General features: G+C 70.2%; 14 protein-coding genes. 6 read left to right on the forward strand and 8 right to left on the reverse strand.

The features are described 5' to 3' along the window. Window positions 1–48 precede the first annotated feature (48 nt). Window positions 49–222, forward strand: coding sequence for a hypothetical protein (locus tag OHS57_RS10030; RefSeq protein WP_198533309.1), 174 nt, complete (start codon window positions 49–51; stop codon window positions 220–222). Window positions 223–309: 87 nt separating this feature from the next. On the opposite strand, the gene dnaE is transcribed toward OHS57_RS10030, so the two are convergent. Continuing rightward, on the reverse strand, window positions 310–3,846 hold the full coding sequence (gene dnaE, locus OHS57_RS10035; RefSeq protein ID WP_328581687.1) for a DNA polymerase III subunit alpha: 3,537 nt from the start codon (window positions 3,844–3,846) through the stop codon (window positions 310–312). Window positions 3,847–4,014: 168 nt separating this feature from the next. Between dnaE and OHS57_RS10040 the strand changes: the two genes are divergently transcribed. The 3 genes from OHS57_RS10040 to OHS57_RS10050 all read left to right on the forward strand — a co-directional run bounded on the left by OHS57_RS10040 (window position 4,015) and on the right by OHS57_RS10050 (window position 7,008). Then, on the forward strand, window positions 4,015–5,358 hold the full coding sequence (locus OHS57_RS10040) for a DUF2252 domain-containing protein (RefSeq protein ID WP_041990735.1): 1,344 nt from the start codon (window positions 4,015–4,017) through the stop codon (window positions 5,356–5,358). Between the two features lie 87 nt (window positions 5,359–5,445). Then, entirely contained in the window at window positions 5,446–6,129 is a 684-nt protein-coding gene (locus OHS57_RS10045) for a hypothetical protein (protein ID WP_041990732.1), read from the forward strand. A 63-nt stretch (window positions 6,130–6,192) separates the two neighbouring features. Next, window positions 6,193–7,008: a thioredoxin domain-containing protein gene (locus OHS57_RS10050; RefSeq protein WP_328581688.1), complete on the forward strand. Its 816-nt coding sequence runs from the start codon at window positions 6,193–6,195 to the stop codon at window positions 7,006–7,008. 149 nt (window positions 7,009–7,157) lie between these two features. Here OHS57_RS10050 and OHS57_RS10055 read toward each other — a convergent pair whose 3' ends face one another. Next, window positions 7,158–7,727, reverse strand: a complete 570-nt coding sequence (locus OHS57_RS10055) for a dienelactone hydrolase family protein (RefSeq protein WP_041990728.1) — start codon at window positions 7,725–7,727, stop codon at window positions 7,158–7,160. 46 nt (window positions 7,728–7,773) lie between these two features. Here OHS57_RS10055 and OHS57_RS10060 point away from each other — a divergent pair, with 46 nt between their 5' ends. Next, the gene (locus tag OHS57_RS10060) at window positions 7,774–8,928 is read left to right on the forward strand and encodes a mechanosensitive ion channel family protein (RefSeq protein WP_328581689.1); all 1,155 of its coding nucleotides are present in this window, start codon (window positions 7,774–7,776) and stop codon (window positions 8,926–8,928) included. Window positions 8,929–9,007: 79 nt separating this feature from the next. Here OHS57_RS10060 and OHS57_RS10065 read toward each other — a convergent pair whose 3' ends face one another. From OHS57_RS10065 to OHS57_RS10085, 5 genes are all read right to left on the reverse strand, one after another. Then, window positions 9,008–10,594, reverse strand: coding sequence for a Na+/H+ antiporter (locus OHS57_RS10065; protein WP_328581690.1), 1,587 nt, complete (start codon window positions 10,592–10,594; stop codon window positions 9,008–9,010). A gap of 95 nt (window positions 10,595–10,689) precedes the next feature. Further along, a complete protein-coding gene (locus OHS57_RS10070) occupies window positions 10,690–11,175 on the reverse strand; it encodes a GNAT family N-acetyltransferase (RefSeq protein WP_328581691.1) in 486 nt (161 codons plus the stop codon). Next, on the reverse strand, window positions 11,172–12,113 hold the full coding sequence (locus tag OHS57_RS10075) for an RluA family pseudouridine synthase (protein WP_041990717.1): 942 nt from the start codon (window positions 12,111–12,113) through the stop codon (window positions 11,172–11,174). Before OHS57_RS10075 ends, OHS57_RS10070 begins: the two co-directional genes overlap by 4 nt. A gap of 17 nt (window positions 12,114–12,130) precedes the next feature. Beyond that, the gene (lspA, locus tag OHS57_RS10080) at window positions 12,131–12,691 is read right to left on the reverse strand and encodes a signal peptidase II (protein ID WP_328581692.1); all 561 of its coding nucleotides are present in this window, start codon (window positions 12,689–12,691) and stop codon (window positions 12,131–12,133) included. 100 nt (window positions 12,692–12,791) lie between these two features. Further along, window positions 12,792–13,499, reverse strand: a complete 708-nt coding sequence (locus OHS57_RS10085; RefSeq protein ID WP_328581693.1) for a TraR/DksA family transcriptional regulator — start codon at window positions 13,497–13,499, stop codon at window positions 12,792–12,794. A 615-nt stretch (window positions 13,500–14,114) separates the two neighbouring features. On the opposite strand from OHS57_RS10085, the gene ileS reads away from it, so the two are divergent. Then, the gene (gene ileS, locus OHS57_RS10090; protein ID WP_328585034.1) at window positions 14,115–17,276 is read left to right on the forward strand and encodes an isoleucine--tRNA ligase; all 3,162 of its coding nucleotides are present in this window, start codon (window positions 14,115–14,117) and stop codon (window positions 17,274–17,276) included. A 485-nt stretch (window positions 17,277–17,761) separates the two neighbouring features. On the opposite strand, the gene OHS57_RS10095 is transcribed toward ileS, so the two are convergent. Continuing rightward, window positions 17,762–18,997 (reverse strand): DivIVA domain-containing protein, encoded by a 1,236-nt coding sequence (locus OHS57_RS10095; RefSeq protein WP_041990711.1) that lies wholly within the window; start codon window positions 18,995–18,997, stop codon window positions 17,762–17,764. Window positions 18,998–19,043: the final 46 nt, after the last annotated feature.

Consider the following 19,043-nt stretch of genomic DNA (forward strand, 5'->3'; position numbering starts at 1 on the left):
TGAGTCTGAACGCGATCCGCCCCAGCTACTCCTACAGGAGGCATCGCCATGGCCAAGAACAAGAACCGTGACCGCAGCAAGCAGCAGGCCCCGTCGTCGGACCGCTCCGGCGAGCAGGACCGGTCGTCGTCCATGGAGGACCGCACGGAGCAGGTGCAGTCGCGCATAACCCCGTCGGACGTGCCGCACAAGGGCCGCGAGAAGCGCTTCGGCCACAACTGACGCCGTAGCGCTGACGCGTGACACACGCGTGAGGGGCACGCCCGGTCACCGGGCGTGCCCCTCACGCGTGTACGTCCGGGCGGGGTGCTAGCCGGCCAGACAGGCCGGGCCGAGCAGCACCTTCAGATCGCCGAACAAGGCGGGGTCGGGCTGGACGCGGTGCCGGTCGAGCCGCAGCACCGTGGTCTTCCTGGCGCCCTGGAGTTTGATCCGGACCTCGGAGTTGCCCCGGTGGCTGCCGAGGATCTCGCCGAGCCTGCTGACCATCGGCGGGGTGACCTTCACTGTGGGGATGGTGATGGTGACGGGCGCGTCGGTCCCTGCCGACGACACGTCGGGGACCTGGAGCTCCATGGCGACAAGCCGGGGGATGTCCTCGCGCTTGTCGAGCCGGCCCTTGACGAAGACGACCGTGTCCTCGACGAGCTGGGTCGAGACCAGCTGATAGGTCGCGGGGAAGAACATGCACTCGATCGAGCCGGCCAGGTCCTCGACGGTGGCGATGGCCCAGGCGTTGCCCTGCTTGGTCATCTTGCGCTGGAGCCCGGAGATGATCCCGCCGATGGTCACCACCGCGCCGTCGGCGTGCTCACCGCCCGTGAGCTGCGAGATCGCCGCGTCCGACTTGTCGGAGAGCACATGCTCGATGCCGAACAGCGGGTGGTCGGAGACATAGAGCCCGAGCATCTCCCGCTCCTGCGCGAGCAGGTACGACTTGTCCCACTCGATGTCGGAGAACTCGACGTCGAGCCCGAAGCCCGGCTCGCTGCTCTCCTCCTCGCCGCTGCCGAACAGGTCGAACTGGCCCTCGGCCTCCTTGCGCTTGACCTGGACCACGTTGTCGATCATCGGCTCGTGATGGGCGACCAGCCCCTTGCGGGTGTGGCCCATCTCGTCGAAGGCACCCGCCTTGATCAGCGATTCCACCGTGCGCTTGTTGCAGACGACGGCCTCGACCTTGTCGAGGAAGTCGGGGAAGGAGGCGTACTTCCCCTTGGCCCTGCGGCACCGGATGATCGAGTCGACCACGTTGGTGCCGACGTTCCTGACGGCGGTCAGGCCGAAGAGGATCACGTCGTCGCCCTGCGCCGCGAAGTTCGACTGGGACTCGTTCACATTGGGCGGCAGGACCTTGATGCCCATCCGGCGGCACTCGTTGAGGTAGACGGCCGACTTGTCCTTGTCGTCCTTCACCGACGTCAGCAGCGCGGCCATGTACTCGGCGGGGTAGTTCGCCTTCAGATACGCGGTCCAGTATGTGACCAGGCCGTACGCGGACGAGTGCGCCTTGTTGAAGGCGTAGCCGGCGAACGGGACCAGCACGTCCCACAGGGCCTTGATGGCCTCGTCCGAGTAGTTGTTCTTCTTGGCGCCGGCCTGGAACAGGACGAAGTTCTTGGCCAGCTCGTCGGCCTTCTTCTTGCCCATCACGCGACGGAGGATGTCGGCCTCGCCGAGCGAGTACCCGGCGATGATCTGGGCGGCCTTCTGCACCTGCTCCTGGTAGACGATCAGGCCGTGGGTCAGCCCGAGCACCTCACGCAGCGGCTCCTCCAGCTCCGGGTGGATCGGGGTGATCTCCTGCTGGCCGTTCTTGCGCAGGGCGTAGTTCGTGTGCGAGTTCATGCCCATCGGGCCCGGCCGGTACAGGGCGGAGACGGCGGAAATGTCCTCGAAGTTGTCGGGCTTCATCAGCCGCAGCAGCGAGCGCATCGGCCCGCCGTCGAACTGGAAGACACCGAGCGTGTCGCCCCTGCACAGCAGCTCGTACGTCGTCGGGTCGTCCAGCGGCAGGGCCAGCAGGTCCAGGTCGACGCCCTTGTTGGCCTTCACCATCTTGACGGCGTCGTCCATGATCGTCAGGTTGCGCAGCCCCAGGAAGTCCATCTTCAGCAGGCCGAGCGACTCACAGCTCGGGTAGTCCCACTGGGTGATCGTCACCTGGTCGGTGTGGCGCACCCACACGGGCACATGGTCGGTGATCGTCTCGCTGGACATGATCACGCCGGCCGCGTGCACACCCATCTGCCGGACCAGGCCCTCGACGCCCTTCGCCGTGTCGATGACCTTCTTCACGTCCGGCTCGTTCTCGTACATCCCCCGGATCTCGCCCGCCTCGCCGTAGCGCGGGTGCTTGGGGTCGGTGATGCCGTTGAGGTCGATGCCCTTGCCGAGGACGTCGGCGGGCATCGCCTTGGTGAGCCGGTCACCCATCGCGTACGGGTAGCCCAGCACCCGTGCGGAGTCCTTGATCGCGTTCTTCGCCTTGATCTTGCCGTACGTGCCGATCATGGCGACCTTGTCGGCGCCGTACTTCTCCGTCACGTACCGGATGACCTCGCCGCGCCGGCGTTCGTCGAAGTCGATGTCGACGTCCGGCATGGAGATGCGCTCGGGGTTGAGGAACCGCTCGAAGATCAGGCCGTGCTCGATCGGGTCGAGGTCGGTGATGCCCATCGCGTACGAGACGATCGAGCCGGCCGCCGAGCCACGGCCGGGGCCGACCGCGATGCCGTTGTTCTTGGCCCACATGATGAAGTCGGCGACCACCAGGAAGTACCCGGGGAAGCCCATCTCGATGATGATCCCCATCTCGTACTCGACCTGCTTCTGCCGGTCCTCGGGGATGCCGTTCGGGTAGCGGCGGGCCATCCCCCGCATCGTCTCTTCCTTGAACCAGGTGACCTCGGTGAAGCCGTCCGGCACGTCGAACCTGGGCATCAGGTTCTTCTCCTGGAACATGCCCTCGGTGTCGATCTGCTGGGCCACCAGCAGGGTGTTGGCGCACCCTTCCTGCCAGGCGTCCGACGAGTCGACCGCGTACATCTCGTCGGTCGACTTCAGGTAGTAGCCCGTGCCGTCGAACCGGAACCGGTCGGGGTCCGAGAGGTTCTTGCCGGTCTGGATGCACAGCAGCGCGTCGTGCGCCGTCGCCTCGTTGGCGTACGTGTAGTGCGAGTCGTTGGTGACCAGCGGCGGGATCCCGAGCTTCTTGCCCACTTCGAGCAGCCCGTCACGCACGCGCCGCTCGATCTCGATCCCGTGGTCCATCAGCTCCAGGAAGTACCGGTCCTTGCCGAAGATGTCCTGGTACTCGGAGGCCGCCTTCAGCGCCTCGTCGAACTGGCCGAGCCGCAGCCGGGTCTGCAACTCGCCGGACGGGCAGCCGGTGGAGGCGATCAGACCTTCGGACCACTTGGCGATGGTCTCCTTGTCCATCCGCGGCCACTTGGTCAGCCAGCCCTCCGCGTACGCGTCGGAGGAGAGCCGGAAGATGTTGTGCAGCCCCGTCGCGTTCGACGCCCAGATCGTCTTGTGCGTGTAACCGCCGGAACCCGACACGTCGTCACGCTTCTGGTGCGGCTGGCCCCACTGCACCTTGCGCTTGTTGCGCCGCGACTCGGGCGCCACGTACGCCTCGATGCCGATGATCGGCGTCACGTCCGCCTTCTTCGCCTGATGGAAGAAGTCGTACGCGCCGTGCAGATTCCCGTGGTCCGTCATGGCGATGTGGGACATCCCCATCTCTTTGCACGCGTTGAACATGTCGCCGAGCCGCGCGGCACCGTCCAGGAGCGAGTACTGGGTGTGCACGTGCAGGTGCGTGAACGGCGGCTTTGTCACGGTGCTGGCCTCCAACGAACGGCAGGGGGGAACAGCGTGGAAGTCTACGACTCGGGACCGACAGACGCGGGCACTCCCGGGCACTCGCGAGTACCGTCGTGCGTTGCGCATTCCGGGGCCCTTGCCGGGCCCGTAACACCCACCATCCCCCCCAGGAGGCACCCAGCGATGTCGGTCCCGCGACCCGTTGAAGCAGCTGACGAGGGACGCGGCGAGGAGATCCTCGCCGTGTTCGACACCGCGTTCGGCGAGCTTCTGGCGGCCGATCCAGCAGCCTTCCAGGTGAAGTTCCGCAAGATGGCCGCCTCGGCCTTCGCCTTCTACCGGGGCACGGCGTGCCTGTTCTACAACGACCTGGAGAAGGAGGGCGCGGGCAGCAGGGCGGCCGGCCCGTTCCTCGACGAGCGGACCGCCCGGGTGTGGATCCACGGCGATCTGCACGCGGAGAACTTCGGCACGTACATGGACGCCAACGGCCGGCTGATCTTCAACGTCAACGACTTCGACGAGGCGTACGTCGGCCCGTTCACCTGGGACCTCCAGCGCCTCGCCGCCTCGCTGGCGCTGATCGGCTACACCAAGGCGTTCAGCGACGAGCAGATCACCGAACTGGTGGAGATCTACGCGGGCGCCTACCGGGAGCGGATCCACGCCCTGGCCACCGGCGCCAAGAACGACGAGGTGCCGCCCTTCACGCTGGACACCGCCGAGGGCCCGCTGCTCGGCGTGCTGCGCTCGGCCCGCTCGCTGACCCGCTTCGGACTGCTCGACTCGATGACCGAGATCCGCGAGTGGGAGCGGCGGTTCTCGCCCGGCGGCAGCTCGGTCGAGCTGGACGCGGCGACCCGCTACAAGATCCTGGCCGCCTTCGACGGCTACCTGGAGACCCTGCCGGACTCCAGCCTGACCCGGCCCGACTCCTACCGCGTCAAGGACGTGGTGGGGCGGCGCGGCATCGGCATCGGCTCGGCGGGCCTGCCCTCCTACAACATCCTGCTGGAGGGCAACAGCGACGCGCTGGAGAACGACGTCGTGATCTACATGAAGCAGGCGCAGACCCCGGCGGTCTCCCGGCACATCACCGACGCCGCCGTACGGGACTACTTCCAGCACGAGGGCCACCGCACGGTCATCTCCCAGCGGGCCCTGCAGGCGCACGCCGACCCGTGGCTCGGCTGGACCGAGCTGGACGGCGCCGGCCAGCTGGTGGCGGAGATCTCCCCGTACGCGGTCGATCTCGACTGGTCAGACCTGGACGACCCGGAGGAGATCGCGGCGGTCGTCGCCGACCTCGGCAGGGCCACGGCCACGATGCACGCGGCCGCCGACGATGAGAGTGGTCACACTCTGGTGCCGTTCTCCACCGAGCGGGCCATCGACGCGGCCATCGCGGGCGACGAGGAGAACTTCGCGCGGCTGCTGGTGGACTTCGCCCACGCCTACGGGGCACGGGCCAGGGCCGACCACCAGATCTTCGTGGACCTCTTCCGCAACGGCCGGCTGGCGCCGTAACGGCCCGCCGCGCGCCGAAGCTCTCAGCATTTTCTCACCCGCTCCTTTAGGGCGGGCATACAGGGCGCCATGGCACACTCGGCGACGATGGACATATCCGGGACGCAGCTCAGGGCGGCGCGGGCAGCACTCTTCACGGCACTGGTCGTGACGCTGTCCGCGGGCTCGCACGTGCTGCTGTCCCGGGCGCCGCTTCCGCTGTCCGTCGTCGCCGGGCTGAGTGCCGTGGTCTTCGCCCTCGCCTACGCGACCGGCGGCCGTGAGCGGAGCTTCGGCCGCACGGCGGCGTTGCTCGTCCCGCTCGAACTGGCCGCGGACACCGTCTTCACCGCGGGCCAGCACGTCTGTTACGGCCCGGCGGGCGGGCCCGTCGCCGGGTCGCTGCGCTCCGTCGGCTTCGACGTCCTGTGCGGCGGCGCCGTCGGCACCCCGCTGCCGGGCGTGGCCTCCCCCGGCGGGAGCATCGCAGCGCTGCTCAGCTCGCCCGACCCGGCGCTGCCCTGGCTGCTGCTCGCCGTGCATGTCTCGGTCGGCATGTTCGCCGCCTACTGGCTGCGGCACGGCGAGTCGGCCCTCGCCTCGCTGGTACGCGCCGTCGCCACCCTCGCCTTCCGCCCGCTGCTGACCGCGGCCGGCGTGGCGGGCACGGTGCGCGGCGCCGTCCGGCGCGGGGCGCGCCCGGCCGACCGCCCGCGCTTCTCCCGTACCCGGCTTCTCGTGCACTCCGTAGGACGGCGGGGACCTCCGCGTCTCGCGCTCGGCTCCGTCTGAGCCGCAGCTCCCCCGCGTCCGTCTTCTCTCAGTACCTCAGTACGTCACACGGAGTGAACCCCCATGAGCACACGCAACAACCAGTCCAACAAGGCTGCCGCCCGCGAGCGGCTGCGCGAGGAGCGCGAGCGGCAGGCGCGCAAGGACAAGGTCCGCAGGCAGTCCATCGTCGGCGGCTCGGTCGTCGTGGTCCTCGCGATAGCCGCAGGTGTCGGCTTCGCCGTCGTGCAGTCCAACAAGCCCGACCACTGGGAGGCGGCGAAGAAGGTGACGAACGTCGTCGCGCCCGCCCACACCTCGGGCACGGACGGCACGACCGTCGTCATCGGCAAGTCCACCGCCAAGAAGACCCTGCAGACGTTCGAGGACCCGCGCTGCCCGATCTGCGCGAGCTTCGAGCAGACGGTCGGCTCGACCGTCCAGAACGACCTCGACGCGGGCAAGTTCAAGATCCAGTACGTCGGCGCCACCTTCATCGACAACAGCAGCAACGGCGTCGGCTCGAAGAACGCCCTGTCGGCGATGGGCGCCGCGCTCAACGTCAGCACGGACGCCTTCATGCACTACAAGACGGCCCTCTACTCGGCGAAGTACCACCCCGAGGAGACGCAGGACAAGTTCGCCAAGGACAGCTATCTGATCCAGGTGGCCAACACGGTGCCGGAGCTGAAGATCAACGCGGCGTTCCAGAAGGCCGTCAAGGACGGGACGTACGACGCCTGGGCGATGAAGATGTCGGCCGCCTTCGACAAGAGCGGTGTGCAGGGCACCCCGACCTTCAAGATGGACGGCAAGACGCTCACCGCTTCGGACGGCAGCCAGAACCCGCCGATGACGGTGGCGGACTTCAACGCGGCGCTGACGAAGGCCCTGGGCTGAGGCCCTGGGCTGAGACCCTGGGCTGAGGCCCTGGGCTGAGGCCCTGGGCTGAGGCCCTGGGCTGAGGCCCTGGGCTGAGGCCCTGGGCTGAGGCCCTGGGCTGAGCCTGCCACCGGACGGGCCCTGGCGGGCCGGCTCCTCGGGGTCGCTCAGAGCGATTCGACGAAACCCAGCGCGACCCGCCAGGTCTGCTCGGCCGCTTCGGCGTCGTGGTCGGGCAGCTCGGGGTCGGTGTACAGATGGCCGGCCCCCGGGTACCGGTAGATCTCCACATCGGCGCCGACCTGCCGCATGCGCAGGTACCAGGCGTTCAGCCAGTCGTCCGTCTCGAACGGGTCCGGCTCGGCCACGTGCAGCTGTACGGGCAGCTCGTCCACCGACGCGTTCTCCGCGATGTCGGACGTCCCGTGCAACAGCAGCAGGCCGCGCGCCTTGTCGTCGCCGAGCGCGAGGTTCTGTGCGATCGAGCCGCCGAGCGAGAACCCGGCGTAGACCAGACCGCGCTCGGAGTACGGCGCCGCGGCCAGGACGGCCCGCCGCAGCAGCTCCTCCTTGCCGATCTTGTCCTTCAGCGCCATGCCGTCCTCGACCGTCCCGGCGGTTTGTCCCTCGTACAGGTCGGGCACGCGCACGTAATGCCCGGCCCCGCGCAGCCGCTCGGCTGCCGTGTGCACGGCCGGGCGCAGCCCGAGGGCCGAATGGAAAAGCATGATGTCCATCCGGCCATCCTGCCAGCCCGGAACGGGGACGACGATCGAGGGAGACATGGAGAACGTACTGCGACCGCTGGCCGTGATCGGCGGGTCCGTCGTCCTCGCGCTGCTGCTCGGCTGGGGCGTGGACGTCCTGCTGCGCCGCGCGGACGAGCGGCACCGCGAGACCCCGCTGTGGGGGCTGCTGCGCCGCTGCCAGCCACCGCTCCTGGTCGTACTGCTCACTTCCTTGCTGCGCGGCACCTACCGCGCAGTCAAGTGGCAGGTCATCCAGGACCACCAGGCGCACATCGGGCAGCTGCTGACGCTGGTGCTGATCGGCGCGAGCGCCTGGCTGGTGGTGCGGATCGTGTCCGCCGTCGTCCAGTCCTCGTACACGCGCTACGCGTCGGCGACCCGCGACCCGGCCCGGGTGCGCCGGGTGCGGACCCAGGTGACGCTGATCATGCGGATCGTCACGGCGGTCGTGGTGATCGTGGCGGTCGCCGCGATCCTGCTCACCTTCCCCGGCATGCGCGCGATCGGTACGTCGATGCTGGCGTCGGCCGGGATCATCGGGATCGTCGCCGGTGTCGCCGCGCAGGCCACCCTCGGCAATCTCTTCGCCGGCTTCCAGATCGCCTTCGGCGACATGGTGCGGATCGGCGACACGGTCGTGGTGAACGGCGAGTGGGGTGTCGTCGAGGAGGTCACGCTGACCTTCCTCACCGTGCGGACCTGGGACGAGCGGCGCATCACGATGCCGGTGTCGTACTTCACCAGCCAGCCGTTCGAGAACTGGTCGCGCGGCGGGGTGCAGATGACCGGCACGGTCTTCTTCCAGCTGGATCACTCGGCCCCGGTGCCGCTGATGCGCGAGAAGCTGGAGGAGATCCTGCTCGGGTGCGAGGCGTGGGACGGCCGTACGTGGAGCCTGGCCGTCACGGACACGGGTCCGACGACGATCGAGGTGCGGGCGGTCGTCACGGCCAAGGACGCCGACGACATCTGGACGGTCCGCTGCGCGGTACGCGAGCAGCTGATCGCGTGGCTGGCGGAGGACCACCCGTACGCACTGCCGAGGGTCGCCATGGCGGCGGCGCCTGTGCCGTCCCCCGACGGCCAGTTCCCGTCGAACGGCGGACGCCCGCCGACACAGCGGGAGGGCCGCGAGGAACGCGAAAGCGTCGAGGCCCAGGCCCAGGCCCCGGACACGGGCCGCGGCTGAAGCGGGCGGCCGGGAGCTGACCTGGCCCGGCGCGGGATGAAGCCCGGCGTGCGAGACCCGGGCCCCATGCGGGGCCGGGTCAGCGCATGCTGCGGACGTCCAGGTGGCGTAGCACCTTGTCCACGACCTCCGGGTCGGCGCCCGGCTCGTTGCGGGCCGCCAGGATCTCGTGGCGGGCCGCCGACATCATGTCGCGCTGGACGCGCTGGAGCGTCTTCAGGTAGTCCTGCCGCTTGGCGAACCAATCGCGCCGCTCGTCGTCGACGACCAGCGGGCTGATCCGCGCCCCGATGTCGATCGCCGCGCGCGCCAGCCGCTCGCTGATCTCCTCGGGCAGTTCCTCGGCGGCGTCGATCTCCCTGAGCCTGCGCCGCGCCGCCCTGGCGGCCCGGATCGCCAGCGAGTGCTCCAGCTCCCGCTCGGCGTCCGTGTCGGCGCGTACGCCCAGCTTGCGCACCAGCCAGGGCAGCGTGAGCCCCTGGATGACGAGCGTGGCCATGATGACGACGAACGCGATGAAGACGATCTCGTCGCGCCCCGGGAACGGTTTGCCGTCGTCGGTCTTGAGCGGGATGGCGAGCGCCAGCGCGACGGAGGCGACACCGCGCATACCGGCCCACCACATGACGACCGTCTCGCGCCAGCCGACGGGGATGTCCTCGTCGTAGTCGCGCAGCTTGTGCAGTCGTTTGGCGAGCCAGGTGGCAGGCAGCAGATACAGCAGCCGTACCCCGACGACGACCACGACGACGGCGCCGCCCCAGCCCAGCATCTCCGCCATGTGACTGTCGGCGGTGCCGAGCGCGTTGTGCAGTTCGAGGCCGATGAGGCCGAAGGCGACGCCGGTGACGAGCGTGTCGACGATCTCCCAGAACGAGTTGCCCGCGAGCCGTCCCATCACGTCGTCGGCGTCCGCCGTGTGCTCGGCGAGGAACAGCGCGACGGTGAGCACGGCCAGCACACCGGAGCCGCTCAGCTCCTCGGCGAGGACGTAGCTGATGAACGGCACCAGCAGCGTGAGGCCGATCTGCAGGGTCGCGTCGCCGAGCAGTGCCATGAGCTTGTTGGAGACCCAGCCCAAAACGAGCCCGACGGCGACGGCCACCACGGCGGAGAGCACCAGCGACCCCACGGCGTGCGGCCACGAGAAGCTGCCGCTGACGGCCGCGAGGACCGCCACGTGGTAGAGCACGATCGCGGTGACGTCGTTGAAGAGCCCCTCGCCCTCCAGGATCGACACGAGCCGGCGCGGCAGCCCCAGCGATCCGGCGACGGCGGTCGCCGCGACCGGGTCGGGCGGCGCGACGAGCGCGCCCAGCGCGACGGCGGCGGCGATCGGCAGTCCCGGTACGACGGAGCCGGCGACCGCGGCGACCGCAGCCGTCGTGACGAACACCAGCGCGACGGCGAGCAGGAAGATGGGGCGTCTGTTGGCGGCGAACTGCCGCCAGGAGGTGCGCTGCACGGCCGCGTACAGCAGCGGCGGAAGCAGCACCGGCAGGATGAAGTCCGGCGGCACCTCGACGTTCGGCACGAACGGCAGCAGGGCGAGGACGACCCCGAGCAGGGTCATCAGGACCGGCGGCGGCAGTCCGATGCGCTCGCCGACCGGCACCATGACCACCGCACCGAGCAACAGCGCGAAGAGCAACGCCAACTGGTCCACGGGTGCGTCCTCCGGCGGTCGACAGCCGCCACAGAGGTTGGGGCGGGGATCGGACGATCAAGACACCAGAGTGCCATGTGCTCCGACCGGCGCTTTTACAGCCCCCGCCGCATCGACCGGTGGGCGATGCCCGCGTCCTGGAACTCGGGTCCGTACGGCTCGTAGCCCAGCTTCTGGTAGAAGCCCATGGCGTGCGTCTGGGCGTGCAGGTCGACGGCGGTCAGACCGCGCTCGCGCGCCGCGTCCTCGATGGCCCGCACCAGCGCCGCGCCGACGCCCAGACCGCGGGCGGCCTTGGTCACCGCGAGCCGGCCGAGCGAGCCGACGCCGGGCGCTCCGCCGGTGCTGCCGGCCGCGTCGGCGCCGTACAGCAGTCGTCCGGTGCCCAGCGGCAGCCCGTCGTCGCGGACCGCGAGTACGTGGACGGCCGTCTCGTCGTGCCTGTCGTACTCGATGTCCTCGGGCACCCGCTGCTCGGCGACGAAGACGTCCTTGCGGATGCCGAAGCACGCCTCACGGTCGGCCGGGTCGACCGCGACCCGTATCCGGTACGCGGCGCCGCCCGCCGCTGCCTCGGTCATGCGTTGCTCTCCGCCCTCACCTTGTCCAGCGCACCCTGCAGATCGGCGGGGTACGTGCTCTCGAATTCCACCCAGCGCCCGTCCGAGGGGTGCTCGAAGCCGAGGCGCACCGCGTGCAGCCACTGCCTGGTCAGGCCGAGGCGCTTGGACAGGGTCGGGTCGGCGCCGTAGGTCAGGTCGCCCACGCAGGGGTGCCGGTGGGCCGACATGTGCACGCGGATCTGGTGCGTACGGCCCGTCTCCAGCTTGATGTCCAGCAGCGAGGCCGACCGGAACGCCTCGATCAGGTCGTAGTGCGTCACGGACGGCTTGCCGTCGGCGGTGACCGCCCACTTGTAGTCGTGGTGCGGGTGCCGGCCGATGGGGGCGTCGATGGTCCCGCTCATCGGGTCCGGGTGTCCCTGCACCAGCGCGTGGTAGCGCTTGTCGACGACGCGCTCCTTGAACTGGGCCTTCAGCAGCGTGTACGCACGCTCCGACTTGGCCACCACCATCAGCCCGGAGGTGCCGACGTCCAGCCGGTGCACGATGCCCTGGCGCTCGGCCGCGCCGGAGGTCGAGATACGGAATCCGGCGGCGGCCAGGCCGCCGATGACGGTGGTGCCCGTCCAGCCGGGGCTGGGATGGGCCGCGACTCCGACCGGCTTGACGATCACGACGATGTCGTCGTCGTCATGGACGATCTCCATGCCCTCGACCGGCTCGGCGACGATCCGCACCGGCACCGCGGGGGCCGGCATCTCCACTTCGAGCCAGGCGCCGCCGTTCACCCGCTCGGACTTCCCGACGACGGAGCCGTCGACCTGGACCTTCCCTGAGGCGGCCAGCTCGGCCGCCTTCGTACGGGAGAACCCGAACATACGGGCTATGGCGGCGTCGACGCGCTCGCCTTCCAGTCCATCGGGCACGGGCAGCGTTCTGATCTCGGGGAAGCTCACCCGTCGAGTATGCCTTGTCAGTCCTTGTGGACTGTCCCGTCCGGGTCCAGGCCCCGGAAGGACAGGATCACGATGAGGACGCCGCCGCAGCAGATCGCGGAGTCGGCGAGATTGAACACGGCGAAGTGCCAGGGCGCGATGAAGTCGACGACCGCGCCCTGGAAGACGGAGGGTGCCCGGAAGATCCGGTCGGTGAGATTGCCGAGCGCGCCGCCGAGCAGCAGGCCGAGGGCGATGGCCCAGGGCAGGCTGTGCAGCTTGCGGGCGAGCCGGGCGATGACCACGATCACGGCGGCCGCGATGACCGTGAAGATCACGGTGTACGCGGCGCCGAGACCGAACGCAGCGCCCGCGTTCCTGATCACCCGGAACCGCAGCACGTCGCCGAAGACGTCGACCGGGGCCTCGTTCTCCAGCTTGGCCACGACCAGCGTCTTGCTGCCGAGATCCAGCAGGTAGGCGAGGAGGGCGACGACGAACAGGGCGACGATCTTGCGCCGCCCCTTGGGCCGCTCGGCGGCCTCCGCTGCCTCGTCGTCGACATCCGGCGTACCGATGATGCGCTCCGCCTCTGTCACGTGAGTCCCTCAACCTAGATGCTTTGACGCCGAGGATACGACACGACGCTCCCCAGGTCAGCCGCCGCCCGAGGGCGATCCGCCGGACAGCTGCGAGCGGCTAGCCCCGGCGCTCCTGCTTCTGCTTGTCCTCGACGCAGAGCGTGGCCCGGGGGAACGCCTGCATCCTCGCCTTCCCGATCGGTTTGCCGCAGACCTCGCACAGGCCGTACGTGCCCGCGTCGAGGCGCTGGAGCGCCCGCTCGGTCTGTTCGAGCATCTCCCTGGCGTTGGCGTTGAGGGACATCTCGTGTTCGCGGGTGATGTTCTTGGTACCGGTGTCGGCGTCGTCGTCACCCGCGCCGTCCCCGGAGTCCCGCATCAGCCCGGCGAGGGCCTGCTCGGACGAGCTGATCTCGTGCGCCAGCCTCGTCACCTCGCCCTCCAGGCCCGCACGCGCCTCGGCGACCTCTTCCGGTGTCCACGGGTCCTCACCCGGGCGTACCGCCAGCTCCCCCGGAGGTGTCGCGGCGGCGACGGGTGCCGGCGGAACCGCTGTCGCGGTCGCGGCGCCCTCGGTGGCGGCTGTGGTCCCGCTGCCGCCCGCAGTCTTCTTGGCTCCCACCGTCTTGGCTCCCGTCTGTTCCGCGGCCTGGGCCGCCCCCTCGGCCGCTGGTGCGGCCTTCTTCGCCGCGGCTTTCTTCGCCGGCCTCTTCTTCGCCGGTGCCGTGCCCTCCGGCGACCGCTCGGCCGACGCCTTCTTCGCCGCCTTCTTCGCTGCCGCCTTGCTCGCGGCTGAGTCGTTCGCGGCGGACTTCTTCGCCACCATGCCGCGGCCCCTTCACATTTTGTGATCTTGCGCGCAAATCGTGTTGGGACGATAAATCGACATCGCCCCCGCGGCAACGGGGCACGCCGCCGCCACGGGCCTCCCCCTGTCGTGACAAGACACGCCTCCATGCGTTGTGCCCAGCTCCCCGCCCGGTAATCCGCCGCCGGGCGGCTGCCGGGAGTGTCCTGCTACGTCATGACCATTCGGGTCACGCGCTGCGCCGTATGCCGACCTGGGGCCGGCCCCGCCGCCGCGCGGAAAAATCGGGTCTGCCCGCGCCGCGCGGGACCGTACACTGGCGTCAGCGAAAGGCGTGGATGGGGACGAGTAGCGTCGTAAGCGGCCATGAGCGACCCGGGGACGGTGCGAGCCCGGGGGCACAGCGCGAAGTGAAGGATCACCCCGGAGCCGCCGGAAGAAAGCGCGGGTCCTCGAAGGACCGGCGCGAGTAGAACCGGCAGCGCGACCCCAATGAGGGGGCCACGGGCGGCGTACGCCCGGGGCCAAGGAGGGTGGTACCGCGGGAGCCCAGCTCTCGTCCCTTCGACGGAGACGACGCAGTTCCGCCGGAGGAAGCGACCGATGACCACGCCAGCGACACCCGCGACACCCCTGACCCCGCCGCAGCCGCCGCTCTACCGCCAGGTGCCGGCGCAGGTCGACCTGCCCGCCCTGGAGCACGCCGTGCTGGACTTCTGGCGCGACGCCAAGGTCTTCGCCAAGAGCCTCGACCAGTCCGAGGGCCGCCCCGAGTGGGTCTTCTACGAGGGCCCGCCCACCGCCAACGGCATGCCGGGCGCGCATCACATCGAGGCCCGCGTCTTCAAGGACGTCTTCCCCCGCTTCCGCACCATGCGCGGCTATCACGTCGCGCGCAAGGCCGGCTGGGACTGCCACGGGCTGCCGGTCGAGCTGGCCGTCGAGAAGGAGCTGGGCTTCAACGGCAAGAAGGACATCGAGGCGTACGGCATCGCCGAGTTCAACGCCAAGTGCCGCGAGTCGGTCACCCGGCACACGGACGCCTTCGCCGAGCTGACGACCCGCATGGGGTACTGGACCGACCTCGACGACGCGTACCGGACGATGGACCCGGAGTACGTCGAATCCGTCTGGTGGTCGCTGAAGGAGATCTTCAACAAGGGTCTGCTCATCCAGGACTACCGGGTCTCGCCCTGGTGCCCGAAGGACGAGACGGGGCTGTCCGACCACGAGCTGGCGCAGGGGTACGAGACGATCGTCGACCCCTCCGTCTTCGTCCGCTTCCCGCTGACCTCCGGCCCGCTCGCGGGCGAGGCGGCGCTGCTGGTCTGGACGACCACCCCGTGGACGCTGGTGTCCAACACCGCGGTCGCCGCGCACCCCGACGTCACGTATGTCGTCGCGACGGACGGCACGGAGCGTCTTGTCGTCGCCGAGCCACTGCTGGAGAAGGCGCTGGGCGAGGGCTGGGAGCGCACCGGGCAGACCTTCACCGGCCGCGAGATGGAGCGCTGGACGTACCAGCGCCCGTTCACGCTCATCGACTTCCCCGAGGACACGCCGGCGCACTACGTCGTCAACGCCGAGTACGTGACGACGGAGGACGGTACGGGTCTGGTCCACCAGTCCCCCGCCTTCGGCGAGGACGACCTGAAGGTCTGCCGCTCGTACGGCCTGCCGGTGGTCAACCCGATCCGGCCGAACGGCACGTTCGAGGAGAGCGTGCCGCTCGTCGGCGGCGTCTTCTTCAAGAAGGCCGACGAGGCGCTGACCGAGGATCTGCGCGCACGCGGTCTGCTGCTGCGTCATGTGCCGTACGAGCACAGCTACCCGCACTGCTGGCGCTGCCACACCGCGCTCCTCTATTACGCGCAGCCGTCCTGGTACATCAGGACGACGGCGGTCAAGGAGCGGCTGCTGGCGGAGAACGAGAAGACCAACTGGTTCCCCGACTCGGTCAAGCACGGCCGGTACGGCGACTGGCTGGACAACAACGTCGACTGGGCGCTGTCGCGCAGCCGTTACTGGGGCACGCCGCTGCCGATCTGGCGCTGCGCCGACAACCACCTCACGTGCGTGGGCTCGCGCGCCGAGCTGACCGAGCTGACCGGCACCGACCAGTCGTCGCTCGACCCGCACCGCCCGTACATCGACGAGGTGGTCTTCGGCTGCCCGGAGTCCGGCTGCGAACTGACGGCGACGCGCGTGCCCGAGGTCATCGACGCCTGGTACGACTCGGGTTCGATGCCGTTCGCGCAGTGGGGCTACCCGCACAAGAACAAGGACCTGTTCGAGAAGCGCTACCCGGCGCAGTTCATCTCCGAGGCGATCGACCAGACGCGTGGCTGGTTCTACACGCTGATGGCGGTCGGCACGCTGGTCTTCGACAAGTCGTCCTACGAGAACGTGGTCTGCCTCGGCCACATCCTCGCGGAGGACGGCCGCAAGATGTCCAAGCACCTCGGCAACATCCTGCAGCCGATCCCGCTGATGGACCAGCACGGCGCTGACGCCGTGCGGTGGTTCATGGCGGCGGGCGGCTCGCCGTGGTCGGCGCGGCGCGTCGGCGACGGCACGATCCAGGAGGTCGTGCGCAAGACGCTGCTGACGTACTGGAACACGGTCGCGTTCCAGGCGCTGTACGCCCGTACGTCGCTGTGGGCACCCTCGGCGGCCGACCCGGCGCCGGCCGACCGGCCGCTGCTCGACCGCTGGCTGCTGAGCGAACTGCACGCCCTGGTCGACCAGTCGACGCAGGCGCTGGAGGCGTACGACACGCAGCGCGCCGGCAAGCTGCTGTCGGCGTTCGTCGACGACCTGTCGAACTGGTACGTGCGGCGCTCGCGCCGCCGGTTCTGGCAGGGTGACAAGGCGGCGCTGCGGACGCTGCACGACGTGCTGGAGACGGTGACGCGGCTGATGGCGCCGCTGACCCCGTTCATCACGGAGCGCGTCTGGCAGGACATGGTCGTCCCGGTCACCCCGGACGCACCCGAGTCCGTACACCTGTCGGTGTGGCCGGAGGCGGACCTGGCGGCGATCGACCCGGAGCTGTCGAAGCAGATGCTGCTCGTCCGCCGCCTGGTGGAGCTGGGCCGCGCGACGCGTGCGGAGTCGGGGGTGAAGACCCGTCAGCCGCTGTCGCGCGCGCTGATCGCGGCGACGGGCTTCGAGTCGCTCTCGGACGAGCTGCGCGCCCAGATCACGGAGGAGCTGAACGTCGCGGGCCTCGCGACCCTGTCGGAGGTCGGCGGCTCGCTGGTCGACACGACGGCGAAGGCCAACTTCCGCGCCCTGGGCAAGCGCTTCGGCAAGGGCGTCCAGGCGGTGGCCGCGGCCGTCGCCGCGGCGGACGCGGCGGCCCTGTCGGCGGCGCTGCGCGACGGTACGGCGTCGGTCACGGTCGACGGCGCCGAGGTCTCGCTGGCCCCGGACGAGGTCATCATCACGGAGACCCCGCGCGAGGGCTGGTCGGTGGCGTCCGACTCGGGCGCGACGGTCGCCCTCGACCTGGAGATCACCCCGGAACTCCGCCTGGCGGGCCTGGCCCGCGACGCGATCCGGCTGATCCAGGAGGCCCGCAAGAACAGCGGCCTGGACGTGGCGGACCGGATCGCGGTCCGCTGGACCTCCCCGTCGTCCCCGACGGAAGAGGCCCTGCGCGCCCACGCGGACCTGATCGCGGAAGAGGTCCTGGCCCTGGACTTCGCGCCGGGCGCACCGGACGACGAGTCGTACGGTGCGGCGTTCACGGACGAGGGCCTGTCGCTGACGTTCCACCTGCACAAGGTGTAACGGGCAGGGGGCGGCCGGCTTCGCTGCGCGGGCAGTTCCCCTACCCGCCCCTTCCCGAAACCGGGGGCAAGCCCCCGGACCCCCGAGCCGGCGCGTCGCGGCTACGCCACACCTGTGGCAGGGGTCCGGGGCTCGCCCCGGTTTGTTGCCGGGGTTCGGTCCGTCAGGACGCGAACCCCGCGCGGGTGCCGTGCACCCCGCGTCCGGGGCTCGCCCCGGTTTCCGTCCCGTCCCGGCGCGAGCGGCGCAGCCGCGCCTGCACCGGTCGTGGGGTCCAGGGGCTTGCCCCGGTTTCCATCCCCGCCCCGGGCGCGAGCGGCGTAGCCGCGGTGCGCCTCCGGGCCGGGGTCCGGGGCCGGCCCCGGTTTCGGGAAGGGGCGGGTAGGGGAACTCGCAACGCGCGCAAAAGGGCCGGGCCCGAGGTTTTCACCTCGGGCCCGGCCCTTTGCCTGCCGACGGCTACGCGCAGCGCGCGCGCAACCCCGTCAGTTGTCGTCCTCGTCGATCAAGAAGCCGCGCATCGGCGACGGTGCCTGCTGCATCGGCTGCGGCGCCTGCGGCCGTACCGGTGCCATCGGCTGGGTCATCGCCGGCGACATCTGCTGCTGGCCGCCGTACGACGGACCGGGGCCGGGGCCGTGGCCGCCGCCCATGGACGGGTTGCCGCCCATGGTGTGACCCATCGCACCCGCACCGGCCGGAGCCATGGACGGCGACGGCGGCAGCGACGCGGCAGCGGGTGCGCGCGGCGGGGCCAGCGAGTCGTCGGCCTGGGTCTCCAGCTGACGCAACTGGCTTTCCAGGTAGGACTTCAGACGGGTGCGGTACTCGCGCTCGAAGCCGCGCAGGTCCTCGACCTTGCGCTCCAGCGTCGCGCGGGCGGACTCCAGCGAGCCCATCGCCACGCGGTGCTTCTCCTGCGCGTCCCGCTCCAGCGCGTCCGCCTTGGCGCGGGCGTCCCGCTCCAGACCCTCGGCGCGGCTGCGCGCCTCACCGACGATCTTGTTGGCTTCGGAACGCGCCTCGGCGATCGCCTGGTCCGCGGTCTGCTGGGCGAGCGAGAGGACTCGGGCAGCGCTGTCGCCGCCGGGGCCCTGGCCGGGCTGGCCCATTCCCGGGTGGCCGCCCATGGGGCCGCCCATCGGTCCGCCCATGGGGCCGCCCTGCATCTGCTGACCCTGCATCGGGCCGCCCTGCATGGGACCGCCCTGCATCGGGCCGCCTTGCATGGGTCCACCCTGCATGGGACCGCCCTGCATCGGGCCGCCCTGCATGGGTCCACCCTGCATCGGGCCGCCCTGCATCGGACCGGGGCCGTGCTGCTGCTGGCCGCGCGGGTCGTGACCCTGGGGTCCGTGGCCCTGCGGGCCGTGGGCACTCGGGCCTGCCGGGAGCTGCGGGGCACCGCCGGGCAGCTGAGGCGGACCCATCTGCGGGGGCTGCTGCTGGACCGGCGGGCCGGATATGGCCGCTGGAACGGGACCGCCGGTGCGATCCTGAGGTTCTGGAGGCTTGCGCATCCCCTGCTGCTGTTGGTTCTGCGCGGCGGCACGCGTCGCGGCGGCCAGCTTGGCGCGCAGATCCTCGTTCTCGCGGAGCAGGCGGGTCAGTTCGGCCTCGACCTCGTCGAGAAAGGCATCGACCTCGTCCTCGTCATAGCCTTCTCGGAGGCGGACGGTCGTGAACTGCTTGTTCCGCACGTCCTCGGGGGTCAGCGGCATCTCTTCTTCACCTCTACGTAGTCGTCGGCAGTCGGCAAGACCGTAT

Source organism: Streptomyces sp. NBC_00370 (assembly GCF_036084755.1).
Lineage (GTDB): Bacteria > Actinomycetota > Actinomycetes > Streptomycetales > Streptomycetaceae > Streptomyces.

What these genes read in the sequence shown, in the direction of transcription:
- OHS57_RS10030 (WP_198533309.1), top strand. Translation starts at nt 49, where the DNA reads ATGGCCAAGAACAAGAACCGTGACCGCAGCAAGCAGCAGGCCCCGTCG.
- OHS57_RS10040 (WP_041990735.1), top strand. Translation starts at nt 4,015, where the DNA reads ATGTCGGTCCCGCGACCCGTTGAAGCAGCTGACGAGGGACGCGGCGAG.
- OHS57_RS10045 (WP_041990732.1), top strand. Translation starts at nt 5,446, where the DNA reads ATGGACATATCCGGGACGCAGCTCAGGGCGGCGCGGGCAGCACTCTTC.
- OHS57_RS10050 (WP_328581688.1), top strand. Translation starts at nt 6,193, where the DNA reads ATGAGCACACGCAACAACCAGTCCAACAAGGCTGCCGCCCGCGAGCGG.
- OHS57_RS10055 (WP_041990728.1), bottom strand. Translation starts at nt 7,727, where the DNA reads ATGGACATCATGCTTTTCCATTCGGCCCTCGGGCTGCGCCCGGCCGTG.
- OHS57_RS10060 (WP_328581689.1), top strand. Translation starts at nt 7,774, where the DNA reads ATGGAGAACGTACTGCGACCGCTGGCCGTGATCGGCGGGTCCGTCGTC.
- OHS57_RS10070 (WP_328581691.1), bottom strand. Translation starts at nt 11,175, where the DNA reads ATGACCGAGGCAGCGGCGGGCGGCGCCGCGTACCGGATACGGGTCGCG.
- OHS57_RS10085 (WP_328581693.1), bottom strand. Translation starts at nt 13,499, where the DNA reads ATGGTGGCGAAGAAGTCCGCCGCGAACGACTCAGCCGCGAGCAAGGCG.
- OHS57_RS10095 (WP_041990711.1), bottom strand. Translation starts at nt 18,997, where the DNA reads ATGCCGCTGACCCCCGAGGACGTGCGGAACAAGCAGTTCACGACCGTC.